This is a genomic window from Pseudomonas sp. CCOS 191, assembly GCF_001007005.1.
Lineage (GTDB): Bacteria > Pseudomonadota > Gammaproteobacteria > Pseudomonadales > Pseudomonadaceae > Aquipseudomonas > Aquipseudomonas soli.
Genome location: NZ_LN847264.1, coordinates 2,759,072 through 2,780,342, shown reverse-complemented (window position 1 = coordinate 2,780,342; position 21,271 = coordinate 2,759,072). Strand labels below are relative to the sequence as shown.

Below are 21,271 nucleotides of genomic sequence, written 5' to 3'. Positions count from 1 at the left end.
AGATAGAGCGGACGGGGCCAGAAAAAAATTTTCAGCACATTCGAATGGAGTGCGCCAGGGCCACGGAGTGGGAATTGCTGGCAATCCCACCCCGCAGGTGCAAGCGAGCCTTGCGGTCAGTGCGCCATCCCCAGCTCCGCGTCATCCATCAACGCCTTGGCCAACGCGCTGAGATAGTGCGCAGCCCAGACCATTCGCGGGTCTTCATCCATCACCCCGACCAAGGTCAGGTGCCGCACGTAGTCCATCAGCTCCGACGCCTGTTCGCGGGCATGCTGGCAAGGGATGCCAGGCTCGATGCAGAACAGCGGTTGGGCATCCTTGCCCTCACCCTGGTAGAAACGGGTCTTGCCCGGCGTGAGCTGGGTCTTGCCATCGTCTGTGGTCATGATCGATCTCCCTGAAAACGTCGTCGGCTAGTGCAGCGTGCGGGGCTCGCTCGGCACTTGCGCCGAATGCTGCACCTGGGTCAGGGCGGATTCGAGCAACGTGCGCACCGCCTCCATCTCGTGGGCGGCGGCCAGCATCAGGATCGCGCCGGGCGACCTGGGCTTGAGCTGCACGGCCTGGTTGGCCACCGTGAGGGCGCAGAAGGCGTACTCGATGGCGCGTACCAAGGTGTCTTCGAGGAAGTGGGCGTGGTCTTGGGGGGAAGGTGGATCGGGGACAATCTTCAGCATGCTCGTACTCCAACAATGGTTGAGGGTTGAGCTGTCAGCTGAGCTGCTGTCAAACAGTCGGGTGGCAGCTGTACGCGGGTTGACAGACCGAGATTGTTGGCACTCGGCGCACACTAGGTGCCCACACGTACAGCCGCCATTGAGCGAATGCACACGAGGACAACAATCGACGGTCTGTCAAAACCGACCGCTGAATTGGCAGCGGCTGGCCGAGACTAGAAGCCGAGGTGGCCTGGGGCAAGGGCTGAAAGGCGGTAAAAGCATGCTTCGGAAATGGACTACAAGGAATAAGGAAATTCCGATTCTTATCCTTGCTCCAGATGCAAAAAAACCAGATCGGCAAGGCTGCCACAGCAAAGTCGCCTGCGAAGCTGTCGCGGTTGAACGCTACAACCTACACGTTTTAAGCTGTTCGATGACAGCAGCCACGGTACCTGTCTCAAGCTTTAAACCTTCTACTGTATGGCCATCATCCCGTGACCAAACCAGTCGATCGCCATCCCGTTCCATTTTGAAATACAGCATGAAACCAGAATCTTCAGCTTCAGTAGCCGAAAAATCTGCGATTCCTGGTAGCAGATCGCCGATCCCCCCCGAAAAGTAGGCCCTGGCATTTTGGAAAACTTCTCGATCCTCATAAATTAGATCTGCAGTAGAGCCAGGCAACCGGATGCCGGAGAAGAAACTCAGCGCTGAACGCAGCTCCAACGCTTCTACAGCATCGAAAATACGCACTCCACCCGCATACACGCAAAGCACACCATTTCGCCAATTGTCACCCTGCACATTCCATGCATCAACTACCTGGAACTGCACGGCGAACCTATCCGGATCACCTGCAATCACTTGATTCTCACTTGAAAGGCACAAAACGATAAGGGACTCCTCTTGCACTGGGAAAACCCTCTGGCAAAATACATGAGTGAATCTCTCTTCTGAATAGTTTGCATAACAATTCAATACAACCACAGGCGATTAGATACTCCTCTCCCTGGTCCACACTGTGGAGCGCGACGGACCAAGAGTCTGGTTCGCCTTTGACGATCCACACCAGCGTCTCGCCATTTTCGGTGAATCCCCAAGGCCAAAATGCCCCCTCAGCAGGGTAGCCAGGCCTAGGATAGTCGCTAGGAAACTCAGCTTTCATCACCGCATAAGATTCACGAAAGTAATCGCCTTTATCAAAATTCAGATCTCTACTGCTGGAGAATGGATCGATTACCCACAAGAAATCGTCGATGCACCCCGCGCCGAAACGCTCGATGAAAGCCTTGTAGTCAGCAGGTAAACGGATGCCATGGTCATTTTCCACCCTCGCCCAGTCGGGGTTAGGGTAAGCAGGAGAATCCGGTGGAGGCAACATCTTCATTAGGCCGACAAGCATTACTTGACTCCATTAATAGTTGAGATCAAAAAGCGGACGATATTATTTTATAGGCTACAACTTCGACACGCCCACCCCAGCGTTCGAAGTCCTCACCAACACCCTTAGCAGCAGGCTTAGCCGTCGTCTTAGCCATGCAAAAGCAAAAATTATAGTAGACAAATAAATCCCCCTTCCCTTTGCTCCCTTTTCTACCACATCCCTATTTCATCCTTCGCTTGTTTAATCACCATTCTCTAATGCCTCCGGATGAAACCTCTCTCCTCGCACGCAGATCTCCCGCCACTCCTCGACAGTGAGTGAAACATCATTGGCACCTGAGTAAAATACAAACACTAACTCCCTAGTCGAATTTACGGAAATCTCCATAAACGGCCCACCACCGCCCTCCTTGTATACGCACAGATAAGGAAAATTACTATTCACATCACCCACTTTCTCAAATACTAAACCGGTCACGACCTCACTACCTTAAACCCAATAAACTTACTATCGACGCCCCAACTTCCAGCTCCATCCTCTGGCAACGTATAAGTCACACAACCTGCTGGGTAGCGCCCCCGCCCCCGCACTCCTAGAAACATAAAGGGGACAGATTTATTTTCCATACTCTAATTTTGACGCCCCAGCTTCCAGCACGTGACTTCCTCACCGATACCTTAAGCAACGGGTTTCAACGTCGTCTTGGCCATGCAAAGACAGAAACTTGCGCACACTGGCTCGACATGCTTGGCATGTGCTTCGGAACGTTTGAGCGGGCGCCCGTCACATCTGCCTCATTTCCCCTCATCTCTTCGCCGGATTGCGCCCTGGGCGACGGGATCGAATCCTGCCGGCCATCGGGTACTGTCGTCGAACATGGCCAACAGGAATGCAGCCTTCTCTATCCTGCACACGCGTAGATCAGCACCGCACAGATTGCTCCCATTGAATACAGCCCCTCCGATATCAGTCTCTGTCAGGTTTGCGCCGCGCAGGTCGGCCCCACTGAAGTCGGCAAAGGCAGCCAGCGCCCGAGAAAGATCTGCATTGCACAGCCGGGCGCCATTGAACAGGGTATTGGCCAACGTTGCCCCTCGCATGTCGGCTGCGCTCAGATCCGCCTCGATGAACGATGCGTTTCTGAGATCGCTACCAATGAACGTCGTCGCCCGGGCATCCAGGCCGTCGAACTGCGCCCGGTGCAATGACAGGCCATCGAGGTTGGCGCCAGGCAATTTGTCTTGGTCAAACACCCGGCATTCTCCCGTTTCAAAGCACAGTAAGATCATCTCGGCCCATCCAATAATTATCGCTTCCGGCAACCTTCGCGGCCGCCTGAGAAACGGTCTGAGCATACAACCTGCTCCGCCTACGCCTTATACAACGAACTAAAATGCTGACTGACAAGCCTACTCTGCAGCACTTGGAGTAAAGAAAAATCCAAGCTATCAGCCACCACCAGCCCTCGCCTCAGCCCAACGGGAAAGTCCTCAAGCGTGGCGTACTCTCCTGGCACTAAAAACCTGAAGTAATCACCCATCGCAGTATCCCCACCATACCCTTCGGGGTAGTCTTCACCCGCACGGCTACCCTCCACGGCGTGATACACAAATAATCCCTTGTTAAAGGCAAGGTTAGCCTCGCTGTAATTCAGTCGTTCTTCCAGGTCATTTTGCAGTGCGCTTACCACACTGGTTTTCGACTTGCCTTGCCAGCGCCAGGCAGAGTAAAGATCCAGTGCAAAGCCACCCTGTTTGGCTGGCGGGTATTCAGAATATTCCTGGGACTCCTGCCAAATAAATTCGCTTATTGAGTCCAGTACCCCCTCTACCCCTTCCAACCTCAGCAGTACCTCGGGAATAGCGCCGTAGCAATTATTCACCATGACTGCAATTCGACCGAGTTTATCCATGGCGAACCAAGTGAATACCGCTCCAAAACCAGGAATCCATTTTTCATTCAGCCTCATCGCCATGCCTCCAAAAACAGACTTAACCCTTAGTTCTAAACAAAAAGAAAAAAGAGAAAAAAGCAGAAAAAAGCAGAAAAAAGGGGACCGAAAAAAGGGGAAAGATTTATTTTCTATACTCTAATTTTGACGCCCCTGCTTCCAGCACGAGATTTCCTCACAGGCACCTTAAGCAACGGGCTTCAACGTCGTCTCGGCCATGCAAAGACAGAAATTAGAGTAGAAAAATAAATCTGCCCCCTTTTTCTTAATCAATTATCTGCTCCACAGCATAAGTCTTGAAACTATTTTCACCTTCCTCCAAATGCAATCGCTGGCATTGGGGGCAACGGTAAACTGTGATGGCAGTTATTTCAATCGCCTCGTAAAACTGCTCCGAAGACATTGACTCTACATCCAGGCGCTCTGCAACCTGTTCGATAACTGACTCAGGTATTAGTGCCATCTCATGATCCGACCAGCCATGCGACAAGTTCATGACGCACCCACACCTACACAAGAATTTTGGCATTCTGATTTTCCGAATTTTTATCTATCGGCATACGCCATGCCGTCCAGAAACGCCTGAAGCTTTAGTGAGTCAGCAATGTAGCAAAAAAATACTGCTTCCGCTTTTTCAACTGCTACAGTTCCATCAACCCAGTGGATGCTCTCTGACATAGGCCCGCAAATCCTCGAGTGCTATACCCGGCGCGCCTGATGCCAACCATAGCTGGAACTCTGCGGGGTAGGGTGACAATACTTGGCCACCGGCGACCTGATGCTCCGTCACTGCTCCATACTTGGCGACAAATCTGAGATGCGTCACAACAAGCACCCAGATTCGTCTCAGCGCAGGTGATTCGGGTACCCCTTGTGAAGCATCGGTCAGGTACACCGACTCCCCCTCGACGAAAGCGAGAAGATCATCTGCCCTACCCGCCTGAATCAAAGCACGAATCAACTCACTCTTTTCCATATTGCTCTCTAATCACGAAATTCAACCGAGCAGTTTGATACCACCTCGAAGCTCTTGAAGCCGAGCAAGGATATTGCTTTAACTAACGGAGCAGCCCATAGCCGTCGCCTCGTCCATGCAACAGCAAAGAGCAGAGCAAAACAAATAAAATCTTCTCCTTTCCGCACCAGATTAGCTATATATTTAGCAATCACATACCATCCAGAAGCACCTGGAGCTTTAGCGGGTCAGCAACAGTACCGAAGTAGTAGACTCCCCCAGTCGCCGAAAAATCCGGCGACTTCATCTTCAGATAAGGGACAAAATACTCAGCATCCAATAAATATTCCAACCTCTTGCAACCTTCAAGACCCGCAATACGTACGAAAGGCCCCTGCTCCGAATCCAAACAAACTTGAATTTTCTCACGGGTCATTGTGTCAATCATAACCACCTTCGTTATCCAAACACCTCGAGAGCCACCTACAACTCGATACTGTCGAGCAGCTCTTGAAGTTTGATCGGATCAGCAACGGTACCAAAATAGTACTCGGTCCCACCATGAACACTAAGATCTGGGCACGGCCCCAGCCAATAGAGCACATTGAGCTCATCATCAAACAGATCCCTGAGCGCCCCACTGTCCTGAAAGGAAAAAATCCTTATATAAGGACCATAACGAGGATCAATAAGAACCTGAACTCGCTCTTTAGTAATGCAGTCAATCATTTTTCACCTCGCCGTTCACCACTACAAACTCAACCCGATTTATTTTGCAAGTATTCTAAGAACCCATTCAGCTCTTTCTCGGTTGGAGCTATCTTCTTGCCGCTGTTATCAAGGGCGTCACCGTACCTGACAAGTCGCGTTTTGTCAGGTACCTAAGGGCTCCAAAAAGGGGACAGATTTATTTTCTATACTCTAGTTTTTACACCCCCGGTTCCAGCACGTGATTTCCTCACCGACATCTTAAACAGCGGCTTTAACGTCGCCTTGGCCATGTAAAGACAGAAATTAAAGTAGAAAATAAATCTATATCCTTCTCTACCTAAAAACTACATAATCCGCTCTAAAAACTCAACATCCAACCTATCCACCACCCAACCAACATCACAACCATCCAAATAAAAAAATTTCCTTTCAAACACATCATCATCAAACACAACCCCCTCAATCTCAAGCCCACCCTTAGAAAGCTTCCCCTTCAATAAATAAGCATATCCATTTAGTGAACAAAAACCATGCTCACTTCCACCTTCCAGCCTTACCACATCATAATCACCCATGACATTTGGCGTAATGTCAACCTTGTAGACCTTGCCACTCTCTACTTCTGCTGACAAACTGCAATACCCAAAACATAAAATCTCCCATCGTCCGTGACGTAGTACAACCTCACCTTCAGTTTCGCAAGGCCACTTTACCACCTGAGCTTCAGCTATCATTCCAGGACCTCCATTACAACCTTGTCCGTAGCACTACCGCTCAGGGTTTTCCAAATATCCTTACCACTTTGAACATGTATTTTTGTTATTTTCCCGTCAGAATTCATCCCAACAAACCCAAACTTTGCCGCACCCCTAGAGTTATCACCAACAAACTTAACATATGCAGATCCATACTCACCAGCCGCCTTATAAAAACACTCAACCTTTTGCCCCATCAGAATTATATCTCTACCCACCCCATATAAGCATTCACATCTACAGGACCAAGCTCCCTCCCACGCTTATCAAAGCGAGACACCCTCTTACCCTCGCTAGCGAATTCTCCATCCTTCGCTATTTTAGCCCTTAACACAGAACCGAGTTTTCCCGCCTTGTCATCCAAGCGGGTCTGGTCACTGATAGTTGGCACTGTGTTTTTGACGATCTCTTCGTCGACAAAGATGCTCAGCATCAAGCCTGGATTGAGCTGGTCAATCGGCGCTACATAACTTCCATTGACGACGACGCCGTCCAACTGCTGCCCCCCGTATGCGTGATGATGTCACGCTGATCAGCACCATTGTAGCCATCAGTGACTGGATGTTTCCCATCTCGAACGGCTGGATTTTCATATACCGTTTTGGTATCGAACGGGTTAATCGGGAAGTTTCCCCTGCCCTTGCCGTGAAGCCACAACCAAGTGCCATTCGGGACAGATTTATTTTCACCACTCTAATCTTTACCGCCCCTGCATGACTGCTAGGCCCCTTCATCTGCAGGGACCGAAATTAGAGCAGGTAAAATAAATCTGTCCCTCGTCGGCTTATCTGCAACGTTCCACTTCAGGGCAATCAACACTTTCCACCCACAATTTAAGCACTAGGTCTCGCCGTCACCCCAACCATAAAACAGCATAAATTATAGCAACACAAATTAATTCGCCTTACTTTGCCTTTAGTCCATCTTAAAAAAACGCTTCATGTGCGCGGCAAGCCCCGCCATATCTTCATACGCCTGCTTTCCGAAACCAGGATCATTTTTAGCCAGAAACTGCTTCGCAGTTTCACCTTCCTGATTTGCCTGCTCCGTCACATCAAATAAACGCTGAGGTGCAATAACCCAACTATGGCGCCCATCCTCTCTGCCCTCGCCGATCATCGCCCACTTCAAAAGCCCCTGATAGATATCCACACACTTGATTAACTCAGCAACAGCCGTAACATCCTCATCAACGAAGCGAAAACAAATTGATGGAGGATATTGAACCTGACTCCTGATAAATAACCCGGCATGTGTTTTTACAACATACTCACTGGCAGCCCCTTTACGCCATTCCGTCTCTCCCAAACACTCAATGACTTCTAAAATTGGGCGCCCTTCACACTTTGCACTTATACCCATCACCTGAGCCCTTTCAACTTTTCAGAGATCTTTATTCCGTCACTATTTAGTCCTTTAATATGCTTTTCCCAATCACCTTTTGGTATCGGCTGTTTAGAAAGCCTAGGATCATAGACATAACGATCATCCGTATACACTTGATGGTACCATTGATCCGGCTCGGTCTGCCCATTTTCATAGACGTTCAGCCCAGCAATTGAAAGCGGACGTACCTCTATGATTTTACCCTCCCCACCTGCAGCTTTTAACAGCTTGATTGCGATCTCTGAACAATCTGTACTCGTGCATTTCACCATACCCTTGATGAGATCACTGTTCATGGCATCGACCACGGCTTGGTTAGGCGGAAAGCCAGGGTTGACCGGACGAAACGGAATATCAATCCCGATGACTTTATCGCTATCACTACTTTCGCTATAAACGTTCCCTGGGTTCAACTGATGCCCTGGAGTCTCGTAACTTCCACTAGCCGTTTGCCCATCAAGCTGCTTGCCGCCAGTATGCGGAGTCACAGTCACCTGCCCGCCTTCGCCATACCCACCACTGCTAGGATTCTGCGTCCCGGCCTCAACCAACAATCCTTCGTACTTCTTCAGCCTCGGATCAAGTATGTGAATAGGCAGCCCCTCATTTTGCAGGGACACCTCGACGATCAGCTTGATCATCTGCGCACGTTTGTTGAGATCGCTGACATTAGCCTCGATCTCGTCCATCGCCCTCGACACCGCAGCCTGCATTTCCGCCTGACGCTCTGGTGGAAGCTGGCTGGCAGCCAAAGTGGCTGCCAGCGCGCTGATCACTACATACCCAGCATATGCGACCGGGACAAAATTCATCTGGCCAGGCGCTCGATCATCTAGCGCGGCCATACTGGTCAGTACATCACGCGCCTTGACAGGATCCTGGCCTGCCAGATCAGTCAAGTACCGAGCAACAACATCAAAGTCCTTGGTAACTTTCCCCCCAAAAATCTGGACAAGGACTGTACTGACGAGCGCCGCACGGGTCTCTTCATTGCGGCTTCCCAGTTGCCGCATAAACTGACGCATCGCTTCACGCTTATACTGAGCAAAGCCTACTGCCTTGCTGACTTCGTCCCAATTTTCCCCCTTGCCCACTGCCTGTGCGGTCAGGAAGAGATCACCCAGTTTCTGCAAGGCCTCTTCACTGCTCTCGCCATATTTAGCTGCACTTTGCTGCCACTGTTCCAACGTCTTCTTCGGGTTCAGAACCGCCTTGACAGAGGTATCCGACACATACAAATCAGTACGCGACTCGCTGTCCCGAGTGATCTCGTAAGCCTTGTCCAGATCCCGATTCAGCCCGGCTACCGAGTCCTTGCCAGTCTCTGCATCCTGGCGCACGGTAACCTCGCCAGCACCCACCGTGGCACGGACAATCTGCTCGCGGTCCTTTTCATACTCCCAGCCACTGAGGTTGCCGTGGGTTTCGGACTTGCCGCCGCTTGGCTGCGACCAACTGCCGCCGACGTTGAGGTAATAACCGTGCTCCTTGTCCTTGCCGGCGATATCGCTGTAACCCAGCGTACCCGTGTCGAGCTTGAGGTTGCCGTTGTCGGCGGCGATCAACGCGCCATCGAGTTGGGTGTGGTGCTCGGTGCGAATGTCGACCTTGTTCCCACCGGTGATGCGTGTCTGCTCCTGGACCCAGTTGGTCTTGCCGGTCGTCTGTCCATAGCCCACCGAACCGCTGACACTGGCGCCGACGCCTACGGAGACCGTTGCACTCAGGTCGAACTCCTTGCCCTCGACCTTGCCGGTATCCGCTACGGAGGCAACCTTGAGATCGCCTCCCACACGGCCAATCACTTCATCGCCACGCAACTGCGCGCCGGCGATGGTGGTGTCCTTGCCGCTGCTGAACTTCAGCTGGTCCCCGGCATACAGGAACGCCTGTTGCTGCTGCTCGGCTTCGCGCTTCAGGTCGCCCTTGCCGATATCGACGCTGGCGTAGAAACCGACCTTGCCTTCGCCAAACGCCAACCCTGCCTCGCCACCACCGTTATGACGAGTGTTTTGGCTGTTGCTGTCGTTCTGCGCCGAGCGGATGTTGACGTCGTTGGCAGCAGCAACATCAATGTCGCGTCCGGCACGGACCTGCCCGCCGATGATGTTCACGTCATGGCTGGCATCAAGCTTGACGTCACGACCAGCGTTGAGTTGGCTCGCTGACGAAGTACCCTGCATGCTGTCCTGATCAGCGACGCCATAACTGCCGCCCGCTCCCAGCTTGATCCCGCCAGTAGTCCCGCCATGGATCCCCCCCCAGCTCTTGGTCTGCTGGTTTTCCTGGCTGAAGCTGCCCTTGGCTACATCAAGGTTGATGTCCCGACCGCTGATGCTGATGTCTCGCCCCGCCTGCAACTGCCCGCCCTCGATGGTGACATCGTTGCCGGCCTTGACGTTGACGTCGTGCCCGGCATCCAGGGTGGAACCACGCTGACTTTCCTCGACCACCCGCTCGCGGCTGCCTTGCTTGGTGGTACCCAGTTTCACATCGGCGGTAGGCCCGGCGAAGAACTGACTGACAGCGTCGACCGCGCGCAAGGTGCTGGAAGTCTGGCTGACACCGTTCTCACCTTTACCCGCGCCCTCGATCGCGTCTTTGGTGTTGCCCAAGTTGTGGTTGATCGTGACCCCGATACCCTGGCTCTTCTGCTCGCGCTCGTGCTCCACCAGCAGACGCTCGCGGGCGACATCGATGTTGATGTCGCGACCGGCTTCGAGATTGATGTCGTGCTTGGCCTTGAAGTCGGAACCGGTCTGGTTGATGTCACGCCCGGCGCGAACATCCAAGTCCTGGCCTGCCTGGATCTGACTGGCGGCGGCCAATTGCTGCTCCAGGCGATCCTTGGCCTTCTGCTGCTCGCTGCCGAGGAACAGGCTGACGCCATTGTCATCGCCGGAAACGCCTATCCCCGCGCGCTTCTTGCTCGACCACTGGTGCTCGCTGTGCTCGTTCTGCGCAGCTGCCACGTTCACGTCGCGCCCGGCGTTAAGGCTGACATTGCGTCCTGCCGCAATGCCGCTGCCGGTCACATTGATATCGCGTTCGGCGGTCAGGCTGGCATCCTGCACGGCGGTCAACTGGCTGCCCACACTGGTACTGCTCTGCGCCTCTTGGCCGGCCTTCTTCGCCGAGCCCACGGAGATGAAGCCACCTGACACCGAGAGCCCGGTCTTTTTCTTGTACTGTTCCGAGTGGCTGTAGGCGGTATCGTTGGCCGACACCAGGTTGATGTCACCCTCCTTGTCCACCAACCCCGCACGCAGCTCGACGTCCTTGCCGGCATTCGCTTCGCTGGCGCGCAGGCGCACATCGCTGCCTGCGGCGATAACGATGTCGTTGCCGGCATCGAGCTCGCTGCCCACCTGTGTGGCGCGGGTCTGCAGCTGGCTCTTGCCGCTCTTCGACAGGCCCAGGAAGCCGGACTTGGTCTTCTTGCTGTACTCGCCGTGCTCCTCTACAGCGGACAACACCGCCACATCGCCCGTGGCACCGAGCATGACATCGCCGCCGGCCTTGAGTTGGCTGCCGATCACCGTCACATCGCGGCCGCCGTCCAGTGATATGCCGCCATCATCCTTCTTGCTGACGTTGACGGTCAGGTCGCCACCGGCCTCGATCACCGAGGCGACGTTGGTGCTGTGGTAGCTCTCCTGCTGCTTGGAACTACTGCGACCGAACGAGCCCTTGCTCTTCTTCAGGTAGTACGAAGCACTTTCGTTCTGGTCGGAGGCGATGGTCAGGTCGCGCTCGGCGTCGATATCGACATCGCCCTTGCCCTTGACCTGGCTGGCAACGATGGCCATGTCCTGGCCGGCAGACAGCGAGACGTCGCCGCCAGCCTTGAGCGTGGTCGAGACCTGGGTGACCTGGTCCTTGGACTGGGTGACCTTCTTGCTGCGGCTGAAACTGTGCGCTTCGTTGGCAGCGGAGCTCAGGTTCAGGTCTTCGCCTGCGGCCAGGGTGAGATTGCGGCCCGCGTCGATCTGGCTGGCCACGGCGGTGAGATCGCGGCCGGCGACGAGGCTCAGGTCGCGGCCGGCGGTGACCGTGGCGCCGTGCTGCTGCACCGTGTTGCTGCGCTGGCGCTCGGTGTAGAAGCCGTGACGCTCTTCGACCGACAGCAAGCTCACATCACGCCCGGCACTGAGCGACAAGTCGCCGCCGCTCTGGATCACGCTGGCGACGTTCTTGATGTCCTGGCCCGCCTTGAGGCTGAGGCTGTTGCTGGCTTCGATGCGGGCCGCGCTGTCGAGATGGTCCCTCTGCTCACGCACGCTACCGTAGTCGTTGTCCGTGCGCGTCAGGTCTCGTTGATTGATCAGGTCACCATTGACGGCGGTCAGGCTCACATCGCGCCCGCTGATGATGCCGCCGGCACTGTTGACCAGGCTGTTGCCGGCCAACAGGTCCAGGCGACCACCTGCCTGGATCAGGCCGCTGTTCGTAAGGTCCTTGCCTGCAGTGGCACTGAGGTTGCGTGAGGCACGCAGCGTACCAATGTTGTTGAGGTTTTCCCCGGCAATCAGCTGAACATCCTGCCCGGCGATCAACGCGCCGTCAGGCGCCAGGCGGCCGTTGGCATGGGCCAGGTACAGCACCGGCGCAAGTACCTGCTCACCATTGATCTCACGCTCTTCGAGCCAGACGATATCGTGCGTCAACGCCGCCACTTGGGCAGAGCTCAGGCCGACGCCAACGCTCAGGCCAAGCGCATCCTTGCTGCGGATGGCATTGTCCATCAGGTGCTTGTACAACTGCTCGCCAGAGGTCTGGCCATCGATGAACTGCTGGCCGGTACGCGCCACCACCGCCTGCTGAATCAGGCGCTGCTCGTAGAAGCCGTCACCAAGGCGCTTCCAGCTCTTGTCCGGGTCATAGCCCAGATTGCCGAGCAGATAGTCGGAGCTCATGAACTGCTTGAGGTCGGTCAGCACCGGATTGGTTTCAATCAGGTACTTGTGCGGCTTGCTCGTATATTGGCTGTCGGGCAGGCGGGTGATGCCCGGTATCCGTGGCGGGGCACTGACTCCGGCATCCTGCGCGCTCAGTTCATGTGCCTGCGCACCTGGGTTTGGCGATCGAACGCCGCTATCCACTGCCTCGGCCACAGGCGCATTGACCTCGATGGCACTGGCCTTGGCCGCCGACTCGACGCGCTGGTGGGCAATGCGATCGATTGCCTGCTCGCTCGCCCTGGATGCGGCAGCATCCACTGCCTGGATCACGCCCGGCCGGGAGCTGGCCAGCCCCTGACGCTCATGAGAGCCGACGGTGGCGTTGCCCAATGTCCAGCCCTGAGTGGGCCCGGTTGCCGCATCGCTGCCTTTGCCACTCAAGCGGAACAGGCCATTCTGCCCGGCCGGCAGGCTGAAGCCTGGCAGGGTGGTCGGGTCTACCTGTCGCTGGGCAAGATCGGGTGGCAACTGCGCATTCAGGTTGACCACCGTGGGCTGCGTCGCGCTGGATACCTGGGTATCGAACGCACGACTGCTGGTCGCCTCCGGCGCCCTGCGCACAACGATATTGTTGACGTTGCCTGCCGCGGTGAGCTTCGCCGTGCCTGCAGCCTGGATCAGCGCCGGAGCAATGAATTGATTATCGTCCTTGAGCGTGAGTGCTTCATTGATGCCATAAAACATCCCGGGGTCGAACTTCGCGACCAGGGCCTTGAAGGCTGCTTCATTGAACGGTCCAGAACGAGGGTGGGCCTGGTTGTAGGCGTTTACCTCGTTGATCAACTGGAAGAAGTACGCCGTGGGAACCTTGGTTCCAGCCCCCACCTCTCTGCCAACGGTTCCCGACCTGGAACGCTCGCCCTCATTGGTAATGCTGCTGGCCGTGATGGTGAGATCATTGCCCGCCGAGATCACGCTTCGAGAATTGAGAACACTGCCCCCACCAATGGTCAGGTCACGCCCGGCAGCCAGGGTTGCCGTTGGCGAATCTTCCAGCACCACGGTTTCCTGGGTCTTGTAGATGTGCACCGGCCCCCTCACCCACCGCGACCCTTTGCAATGCTGGACGCAGTAGATGGTCATGTAGCCGTCGGTGATCTGCTGGCTGGCGCTGAACTTGTCGCGTTTGTTGACGAAGCTGGATGCCTGCAGGTTGATGTCACCGGCCGCTTCGACTGTCCCGGAGCTGTTCAGGAAGGTTGCCGCAGTACTGCCTGCGCTGACGCCGGCGACCAGCAGATTGCCCAGGCTGTAGACGTCCGCATAACGGTTGCTGAAATCCGCCGTGCGGATCGACATGTCCCGGCCACTGAACAGCAAGCCTCGACTGCCATCGGCAGCCTGGTCGTTGTGGACGGACTGGGCAATCAGGTTCAGGTTGCGCGACGCGGCCAATGCCCCGTAATTGGACAGGCTGCCGGCGTTGATCGTCAGGTCGTTGACCGCCGACAAGCGCCCAAGGTTGCTCAGCTGGTTGCCGACGTTGACAACGATGCTGTCGCCACCGGCAATGCTTGTGGCGGTGCCGAGGCTCATCTGCGCCGCGGACAGGGTCATGTTCCCCAGGCTGGTCAGTCGGCCGTTGCCCGAATAGGTACCACCCAAGGTCAGGCTCAGCGTGCCATCGCTGGCAATCAACCCATCATTGAGCCAGTTGCCGCCCTTGCCCAGCAACGCCTTCGTCGCCAGCAGTTGCCCACTGGAGGTCTGGGTGAAGTTCTTGACATCGAGGTTGAGCGTGCCGGCTTGCAGCACGCTGCTGTTGACCCAGTCGTCGGCACTGAGATTCAGGGTGCCGTGGGTCAACAGGCGGCCTCCCGCCGCCATGACCTGCTGGCTGCTGACACCGAAATCGCCATTGCCGAGGTGAGTGATGCTGCCCCCGGCATTTAGCAGATCGCTAATGACCAGGGCAAGATCGGTGTTGGCGGTTTCCAGGGTCCCGTTGCGGTTGTCCAGCAGCCCGCCGATCTGGAATCGTGTAGTGCCGCTGTTGCCCAGTGCACGCAGTTGCCCGCCCTGGTTGTCCAGAGTGGCGGCCGTGATGGCGAGGGTACTGGCGCTTTCGATGATGCCGCCGCGGTTATCCAGCGCGCCGCTCAGCCCGATATCGATACGCTGACCGACCATCTCGCCGCGCGCGTCGCCACCGTTGAGCAGGCTGGCGCCGGTGACCTTGAGCAGACCACTGGCGGAGATGCCGCCATCGCGGTTGTCCAGCTGCCCGGTGCGGATCACGCTATCACCGCCGAGCGCGGCGATGCGCCCGCCGTGGTTGTCGAGGTTGGCGCTCTGCACGTCCAGGCTCAGCGCCTGGAGGATGCCGCGCTGGCCAGTGGCGTCGCTGCCGTTGCGCAGCACGCCGCTGGTGCGCACGCCCAGCGCCTGCTTGAGGCTGGCGAGGATGCCGCCGCGGTTGTCGAGGGTGTCGGCGGTCACGCTCAGCGCGCCATCCTGGGCGATCAGCTTGCCACCCTGGTTGTCGAGCAGGCCGGTGGCCTGCGCGGTGATCGCGCCCTTGGCCTGCACGGTGCCCTTGGCGTTGTTCAGGCTGGCCGCCTGCAGGCCTACGTCGCCCTGCTGGCTGTAGATCAGGCCATCGCCTGAGTTGTTGAGCGCCCCGCGGCTGTCGAGCGTGAGCGGGCCATTGGCGGCCAGGGTGCCGCGCTGGCTGTTGTCGACGCTGGCGGCCAGCACCTTGAGCAGGCCCTGGCTGGCGATCTGGCCAGCCTGGTTGTCGACCAGGCCGGCGCGCTGGATCAGCAGGTCCTTGCCGGCGAACAGCTTGCCCTGGCGGTTGAGCAGCTCGCCGAGCAGGTCGAGGGTCAGCGCCCCTTGGGCGGCGAGGCTGCCGTCGTTGTTGTTCAGGCTCGCGGCGGTCAGGCCCAGGTCCTGGCGGGTGGCCACGCGGCCGCCGTGGTTGTCGAGAGCACCGGCGCTGATGACCAGTTTTTCCCCGGCATCGATCAGGCCGCCGTCATGGTTGTCCAGTGCCGCCGTGATGGTCAGTTGCTGGCCGCTGCCGCTGGAGAGGATGCCCTTGGCGCTGTTGTCCAGGCTGGCGGCCTTGACGTCCAGGCGTTGCTGGGCGACCAGAGCGCCGCCGTCGCTGTTGCGCAGCGCGCCGGTCACGGTCGCCTGCACGGCGCCGGAGCGGCTCGACAGGGTGCCCTGCTGGCGGTTGTCCAGGCTCTGGCCGGTCACGGTCAGGCCCTGCCAGCCCGAGACCAGGCCGTTGCGGTTGTCGATGGCGCCGCTGGTGATGCCCAGCGTCTGTTCGCTGATCAGCTTGCCGTCACGGTTGTCCAGCTCGCTGACGTCCAGCTGCAGGGCCTGGGCGGTGGAAATCTCGCCGCCTTGGTTGTCCAGTTTGGCCAGGTTGACCAGGGTCAGCGGGCCGGCGGTGGTGATCAGGCCCGCGCCGTTGTCCAGGTCGGCGCCGCCCAGGTCCAGCGCGAGGCTGCTGCCGAGCAGCTTGCCGGCGTGGTTGTCCAGGCCCTTGCTGGTGAGGGCGAGCGCGTCCTTGGCTTCGATGCGGCCGCCGTCGCGGTTGCTCAGCACGCCAGCATGAATCTCCAGCGACTGGGCGCCGATCAGGCCCTTGAGGTTGTCCAGGCGCTGGCTGACCCGCAGCAGCAGGCGCTGGTCGCTGAGCAGGCGGCCGTTGCCGTTGTCCAGTTGCTCGGCAGCGACGGTGAAGGCCTGGGCACTGGACATCTCGCCGCCCTGGTTGGCCACGGTCTTGAGGTTGTCCAGCTGCAGCGACGGCGCATTGATCAGGCCGCCACGGTTGTCCAGGTGGCCGTGGCCCAGGTCGAGGTGGACCGCGGTGTCGCTGAACAGCTTGCCGCCCTGCTGGTCGAGGCCGGTGACCGTGGCGGTGAGTGCTTCGCGGCTGCCCACGCGGCCGCCGTTGCGGTTGTCCAGCTGGCCGGCGTGCACGTCGAGGGTGCGGTTGCTGCTGATGCTGCCCTGGCGGCTGTTGTCCAGGTGGCCGGTGCTGAGGGTCAGCTGGCCCTTGCTGGCCAGCGCGCCCTTGTCGGTGTTGTCCAGGCTGGCGCTGGCCAGGGTGATGTCGCTGTCGCTGAGCAGCTCGCCGCCCTGGTTGAGCAGCGCGCCGCCCGTGGTCAGTTTCAGGCTGCCGGCGCTGTCCAGCTTGCCGGTGCTGTTGTCCAGGCTGTGCGCGGCCAGCACCATCTGGCCCTCGGCGCTGATCAGACCGAGGCGGTTGAGCGCCGCGCCGGTCAAGGTCAGGGTCATGTCACGCTGGCTGGTCAGGCGGCCACCGTCGTTGTCCAGGGTCAGGCCGGTCAGGGTCAGGCCGGTCTGGGCCTCGAGGCGCGCCTTGTTGCGGTTGAGCAGCGATTGCAACGCCAGGGTCATGCCGGTGCCGGCGACCAGCAGGCCGCCGTCGCTGTTGTCCAGCGAGGTACCGGTGACCGCGACAGCGGCCTTGCCGGTGATCTCGCCGCCACGGTTGTCGATGCGGTCGACTTCCAGGGTCAGCGCGCCATTGCTGCCGAGCAGCCCCGCCTCGCGGTTGTCCAGCTCACCGCCCTGGATCCGCAGTTGCTCGAGGCTGACCAGCGAACCGGCGTTGTTGAGCAAGGTATCGGCCTGGATCTCGCCCTGGCCTTTGCCGGAGACCTTGCCCTTGCTGTTGTCCAGCGTCGCGGCAACAAGGTTGAGGGCGGTGTCGCCCACCAGGGTGCCCTGGCGGTTGTCCAGGCGACCGTCGACGGTCAGCACCAGGCCGGCGCGGCTGCTGACGGTGCCCTCGCGGTTGTCGAGGCTGGCGGCATGCAGGTCCAGGCCCTTGGCCGAGACCAGGCCCTTGGTGTTGTCCAGCGCCTGGGCGATACGCACCGTCAAGGCCTGCTCGCTGAGCAGCTTGCCTTGGCGGTTGTCCAGGGTATTGGCCGCCAGGGTGAAGCCTTGCGGGCTGGTGATTTCGCCGTTCTGGTTGTCGACGCTGCCGAGGTTGTTCAGTACCAGCACCGGGGCCTTGATCAGGCCGTGGTTGACCAGCGCGCCCTGGCCCAGGTCGAGGGTGATCGAGGCCTTGCTCAGCATCCGGCCGGCCTGCTGGTCGAAACCGCTGGCGGTCAGGTGCATGGCGCCATCGCTGTCGATGCGGCTGTCGCTGCCCGCGTTGTTGACCTGGCCGGCCTTGAGGGTCAGGCGGTCGTTGCCGACCACATGACCGCTGTCGCGGTTGTCGAGGGTGCCGGTGGCGATGTCCATGACCCCCTGGGCGCCGACCTCGCCGGCGCGGTTGTCGAGGCTGGCACTGCGCAGCTCGAGGGCGCCGTCGGCGGTGATCGAGCCGCGCTGGTTTTCGACCTTGCCGGTGGTGGCCAGGGTCAGCTTGCCGGCGCTGCTCAGCTCGGCGTCGCTGTTGTCCAGGCTGGCGGCGCCGATGTCGAGGTCACCCTCGCTGCTCAGCAGCCCTTTGCCGTTGTCGAGCGCCTGGCTCAGGCGCAGGCGTGCGCCCTGCTCGGCGGAAACACGCCCGTCGCGGTTGTCCAGGGTCTGGCCGTCGAGGGTCAGTTGGCCCTTGCCGCGCAACAGGCCCTGGGCCTGGTTGATGACCTCGGCCACCGTCAACGCCAGGTCGGTGTCGGCCAGGACCTGGCCGCCGGTGTTGTCCAGGCGCTGCCCGGTGAGGCTGAGCGCCTTGGCCGCGGACAGTTCGCCGCCGCGGTTGTCGACGCTGTCCACGGTCAGGTGCATGCCCTGCCCGGCGCCGATTACGGCGCCCTGGCGGTTGACCAGTGCGCTGCCCTTGAGGGTCAGCTTGCCGTCGGCGGACAGCTTGCCGCCCAGCTGCTCCAGGCGCGTGACCTGGCCATCGAGATCGCCGCCGCTGGTCAGGCTGCCGCCACTGTTGTCCAGGTGCGCGGCGACCAGGTCGAGGTTGCCCTTGGCGCCAAGGATGCCGAGCTGGTTGAGCAGCTCGCTGCCGCTGTAGCGGGCCCCGGTCTGGCCGCTGACCAGGCCTTGGTCGCGGTTGTCGAGGTGGTCGATGGTCAGTGTCAGTGCGCCGTCGGCCTCGATCTTGCCGCCGCGGTTGTCCCAGCGCTGGCCCTGCAGGGTCAGCAGATCCTTGCCCACCAGGCGGCCACCGCGGTTGTCCAGCTGCCCCGCTTCGATGTGGGTGGCGCCCACGCCGTTCACCAGGCCCTTGGCCTGGTTGTCCAGCAGCCCGATGGTCTTGGCGGTGAGCGTGCCGTCGCTGAGCAGTTTGCCTTGCTCGCGGTTGTCGAGGCTGGCAGCGTTCAATGTCAGCGCCTTGTCGGCAGCCAGCACGCCTTGGCGATTGTCCACCGCCTGGGCGATGGCCAACTCCAGCGCCCCGCCAGTGACCGTACCCTCACGGTTGTCGAGGCTGTCTGCCGTTACCTGGCCGAGGCCGGTGCTGGAGATCTCACCGTGGCGGTTGTCGATGGCTGCACCCGCGACCAATGCCAGGTCCGACTTGCTGGTGACCACGCCGCCCTGGTTGTTCAGGGTCAGGGCGCGGATATCCAGGCCGTCGGCCGACACCAGGCCATCGAGGTTGTCGAGCAACTGGTCGAGGCGCACGGTCAGGGCCTGTTCGCTGTAGAACTTGCCGCCCGTATTGTCGAGGCTGCGGCCAGCCAGGGTGAAGGCGCCCTTGCCGAAGATCTCGCCACGCTGGTTGTCAATATCGGCGATCTGGCGCAGGCGCAACTGGTTGGCGGCGATCTTGCCGTCGCGGTTGTCCAGCTGGCCATGGTTCAGGTCCAGGGTCAGCGTGGTGACGCTGCTCAGGTGACCGCCTTGCTGGTCGAGCCGGCCGACATTGACGCCGACTGCCTCGTTGCCGCTGATATGGCCGCCCTGGCCGTTGTTGAGGGCCTGGGCGCTCAGGTCGAGGGTGGCCTGGCTGGCGATCCGGCCACTGCGGTTGTCGACCAGCCCCTGGCTGGTGACGGTGATGCCGCGGTTGGCCAGGACCTTGCCAGTGCGGTTGTCCAGGCTGCCGAGATTCAGGGCCAGGGTATCGAGACTGGACAGTTCGCCGGCCTGGTTGTCCAGATGGGCCCAGGTGGCGTTCAGCGCGCCCTGGCTGGTGATCTGCCCACGGTCGCCGTTGAGCAACTGGCCACCGGTGAGGGTCATGCGCCCGTCGGCGAGCACTTTGCCCTGCTGGCGGTTGTCCAGGGTCGCGGCATTGACGCTGAGGTCGCGCCCGGCACTGAGGCTGCCGCCCTGGTTGTCCAGGTGGGTGCCGGTGGAGAGGGTCAGGTCGCCGCTGGCGATCAGGCGCTGGTTGCGGTTGTCCACGGCACCGGCGCTGATCTTCAGGTCGGCGCCGGCCACGCGCTCGCCATCGATGTTGATACCCGCCTGGATACCGCCAAGGTTGCTCAGTTGGCCGCCAGCGTTCAACTGTACCTGGCCCGCGGCAGTCAGCCCCTGGCGGTTGACCAACTCACCGCGGCTGTCCAGCTGCAGTTGCTGGCCGGCATGCACCGGGCCCTGCGCATCGATAGCCGCCGCCTGCAGGCGTACGTCGCCGGTGGCGCTGGCCTGGGCCATGCGCAACTGGCCGTTGGCCTCGAGCTGGATATCGCCGCCGCTGGCGATCATCCGCCCGTCCAGGCGCACGCCGACACCGGCCTCGGTACCCACCAGCCTGACCGCGCCGGCATACATGCCGCCCAAGGCGCTGGAGTCGATGGCCAGGCTCGGCTTGACACTGCCGTCGTCCTGGCGCGCCGTGGCCGCCAGGGTGCGCGCATCGACATCGTTGCGCCCGGCGACGATGGCCAGGTTGCGGGCCTGGATCTCGGCGTTGATTTTCGTGCTGCGGGCAATCAGTTCAAAGCTGTCGACGTTGCTGGCGTTGAGCCCCGCCCCTTCGATGGCGATATGGCCCTGGTCGACCTGGTAACGGCTCAGCTGGCCGTTCTCGAGCACCGGTTTGCCGGTGCTGAGCGTGGCCTGTGGCGTGTTGATGAAGCCGCAGCCATCGCAGGTGATGCCGTGGGGGTTGGCAACGATGACATGCGCCCCGCGCCCGGCCACTTCGGTGTAGCCGCGCAGCTGGCTGGCGTTGGCGCCGTTGACCTCGTTGAGGATGACGCTGGCCGCGGTGCCCTGCAGGTTCGGGTTGCCGAGGATGATGCCGCCCAGTTGGGTGGCCTGGGTGCGGTCGGTGGCGTTGTTGAGGATCAGCCCCTGCTGGCCGACGTTGTAGTCGCTGAACTGGTTGTGCGACAGGCCGCTGCCGTTGGGCGCGGCGATATTGACGATGGGCACGCCGTTGCCCGCTTGATCCAGGCTGGTGCCCGGCCCGCTGACCACCACGCCTTCGGCGGCCTGTGCCCACAGCGGCTGCCAGAACATGGCGTTGGCCAGCAACAGCGCCAGGCCGCGCTTGGGCAAGCCGCAGAAGTGCTCGCGCGGTTGAATTTTGGCCGAGCGTTGGCGGGCCAGGAAGGCAAACAGGCGAACATCCATGTCAAATCTCGTGAAT

General features: G+C 59.4%; 14 protein-coding genes. All 14 read right to left on the bottom strand.

The features are described from left to right. Positions 1-116: 116 nt before the first annotated feature. Positions 117-389 carry a DUF3077 domain-containing protein gene (locus CCOS191_RS12420; protein ID WP_046855464.1) on the bottom strand — a complete coding sequence of 91 codons (273 nt, stop codon included), beginning with the start codon at positions 387-389 and terminating at the stop codon, positions 117-119. 27 nt (positions 390-416) lie between these two features. After that, complete coding sequence (locus CCOS191_RS12415) at positions 417-680, bottom strand: hypothetical protein (RefSeq protein WP_046855463.1); 264 nt, start codon at positions 678-680, stop codon at positions 417-419. 387 nt (positions 681-1,067) lie between these two features. Further along, a complete protein-coding gene (locus CCOS191_RS27305; RefSeq protein WP_172670891.1) occupies positions 1,068-1,526 on the bottom strand; it encodes an Imm42 family immunity protein in 459 nt (152 codons plus the stop codon). A gap of 7 nt (positions 1,527-1,533) precedes the next feature. Next, complete coding sequence (locus tag CCOS191_RS27300) at positions 1,534-2,064, bottom strand: SMI1/KNR4 family protein (RefSeq protein WP_082120411.1); 531 nt, start codon at positions 2,062-2,064, stop codon at positions 1,534-1,536. A 776-nt stretch (positions 2,065-2,840) separates the two neighbouring features. Further along, the gene (locus tag CCOS191_RS12405; protein ID WP_172670890.1) at positions 2,841-3,299 is read right to left on the bottom strand and encodes a pentapeptide repeat-containing protein; all 459 of its coding nucleotides are present in this window, start codon (positions 3,297-3,299) and stop codon (positions 2,841-2,843) included. 116 nt (positions 3,300-3,415) lie between these two features. Continuing rightward, positions 3,416-4,015 carry a hypothetical protein gene (locus tag CCOS191_RS12400; RefSeq protein WP_046855461.1) on the bottom strand — a complete coding sequence of 200 codons (600 nt, stop codon included), beginning with the start codon at positions 4,013-4,015 and terminating at the stop codon, positions 3,416-3,418. Positions 4,016-4,262: 247 nt separating this feature from the next. After that, entirely contained in the window at positions 4,263-4,493 is a 231-nt protein-coding gene (locus tag CCOS191_RS12395; RefSeq protein ID WP_231867489.1) for a hypothetical protein, read from the bottom strand. A 156-nt stretch (positions 4,494-4,649) separates the two neighbouring features. Beyond that, complete coding sequence (locus CCOS191_RS12390; protein WP_046855460.1) at positions 4,650-4,973, bottom strand: hypothetical protein; 324 nt, start codon at positions 4,971-4,973, stop codon at positions 4,650-4,652. A 190-nt stretch (positions 4,974-5,163) separates the two neighbouring features. Next, complete coding sequence (locus CCOS191_RS12385) at positions 5,164-5,388, bottom strand: hypothetical protein (protein WP_156177550.1); 225 nt, start codon at positions 5,386-5,388, stop codon at positions 5,164-5,166. 47 nt (positions 5,389-5,435) lie between these two features. Continuing rightward, on the bottom strand, positions 5,436-5,681 hold the full coding sequence (locus tag CCOS191_RS12380; RefSeq protein WP_046855458.1) for a hypothetical protein: 246 nt from the start codon (positions 5,679-5,681) through the stop codon (positions 5,436-5,438). A gap of 326 nt (positions 5,682-6,007) precedes the next feature. Further along, complete coding sequence (locus tag CCOS191_RS27915) at positions 6,008-6,397, bottom strand: hypothetical protein (protein WP_156177548.1); 390 nt, start codon at positions 6,395-6,397, stop codon at positions 6,008-6,010. A gap of 223 nt (positions 6,398-6,620) precedes the next feature. Continuing rightward, the gene (locus tag CCOS191_RS12375; RefSeq protein ID WP_046855457.1) at positions 6,621-6,914 is read right to left on the bottom strand and encodes a hypothetical protein; all 294 of its coding nucleotides are present in this window, start codon (positions 6,912-6,914) and stop codon (positions 6,621-6,623) included. Between the two features lie 419 nt (positions 6,915-7,333). Continuing rightward, positions 7,334-7,780, bottom strand: a complete 447-nt coding sequence (locus CCOS191_RS27910; RefSeq protein ID WP_156177546.1) for a hypothetical protein — start codon at positions 7,778-7,780, stop codon at positions 7,334-7,336. Continuing rightward, positions 7,780-21,255, bottom strand: a complete 13,476-nt coding sequence (locus tag CCOS191_RS28285; RefSeq protein ID WP_052752600.1) for a hemagglutinin repeat-containing protein — start codon at positions 21,253-21,255, stop codon at positions 7,780-7,782. Before CCOS191_RS28285 ends, CCOS191_RS27910 begins: the two co-directional genes overlap by 1 nt. Positions 21,256-21,271: the final 16 nt, after the last annotated feature.

Coding starts and splice junctions, on each gene's coding strand:
- CCOS191_RS12380 (WP_046855458.1), bottom strand. CDS start 5,681: ATGATTGACTGCATTACTAAAGAGCGAGTTCAGGTTCTTATTGATCCT.
- CCOS191_RS12385 (WP_156177550.1), bottom strand. CDS start 5,388: ATGACCCGTGAGAAAATTCAAGTTTGTTTGGATTCGGAGCAGGGGCCT.
- CCOS191_RS27910 (WP_156177546.1), bottom strand. CDS start 7,780: ATGGGTATAAGTGCAAAGTGTGAAGGGCGCCCAATTTTAGAAGTCATT.
- CCOS191_RS28285 (WP_052752600.1), bottom strand. CDS start 21,255: ATGGATGTTCGCCTGTTTGCCTTCCTGGCCCGCCAACGCTCGGCCAAA.
- CCOS191_RS12420 (WP_046855464.1), bottom strand. CDS start 389: ATGACCACAGACGATGGCAAGACCCAGCTCACGCCGGGCAAGACCCGT.
- CCOS191_RS12390 (WP_046855460.1), bottom strand. CDS start 4,973: ATGGAAAAGAGTGAGTTGATTCGTGCTTTGATTCAGGCGGGTAGGGCA.
- CCOS191_RS12415 (WP_046855463.1), bottom strand. CDS start 680: ATGCTGAAGATTGTCCCCGATCCACCTTCCCCCCAAGACCACGCCCAC.
- CCOS191_RS27915 (WP_156177548.1), bottom strand. CDS start 6,397: ATGATAGCTGAAGCTCAGGTGGTAAAGTGGCCTTGCGAAACTGAAGGT.
- CCOS191_RS12395 (WP_231867489.1), bottom strand. CDS start 4,493: ATGAACTTGTCGCATGGCTGGTCGGATCATGAGATGGCACTAATACCT.
- CCOS191_RS27300 (WP_082120411.1), bottom strand. CDS start 2,064: ATGCTTGTCGGCCTAATGAAGATGTTGCCTCCACCGGATTCTCCTGCT.
- CCOS191_RS12400 (WP_046855461.1), bottom strand. CDS start 4,015: ATGAGGCTGAATGAAAAATGGATTCCTGGTTTTGGAGCGGTATTCACT.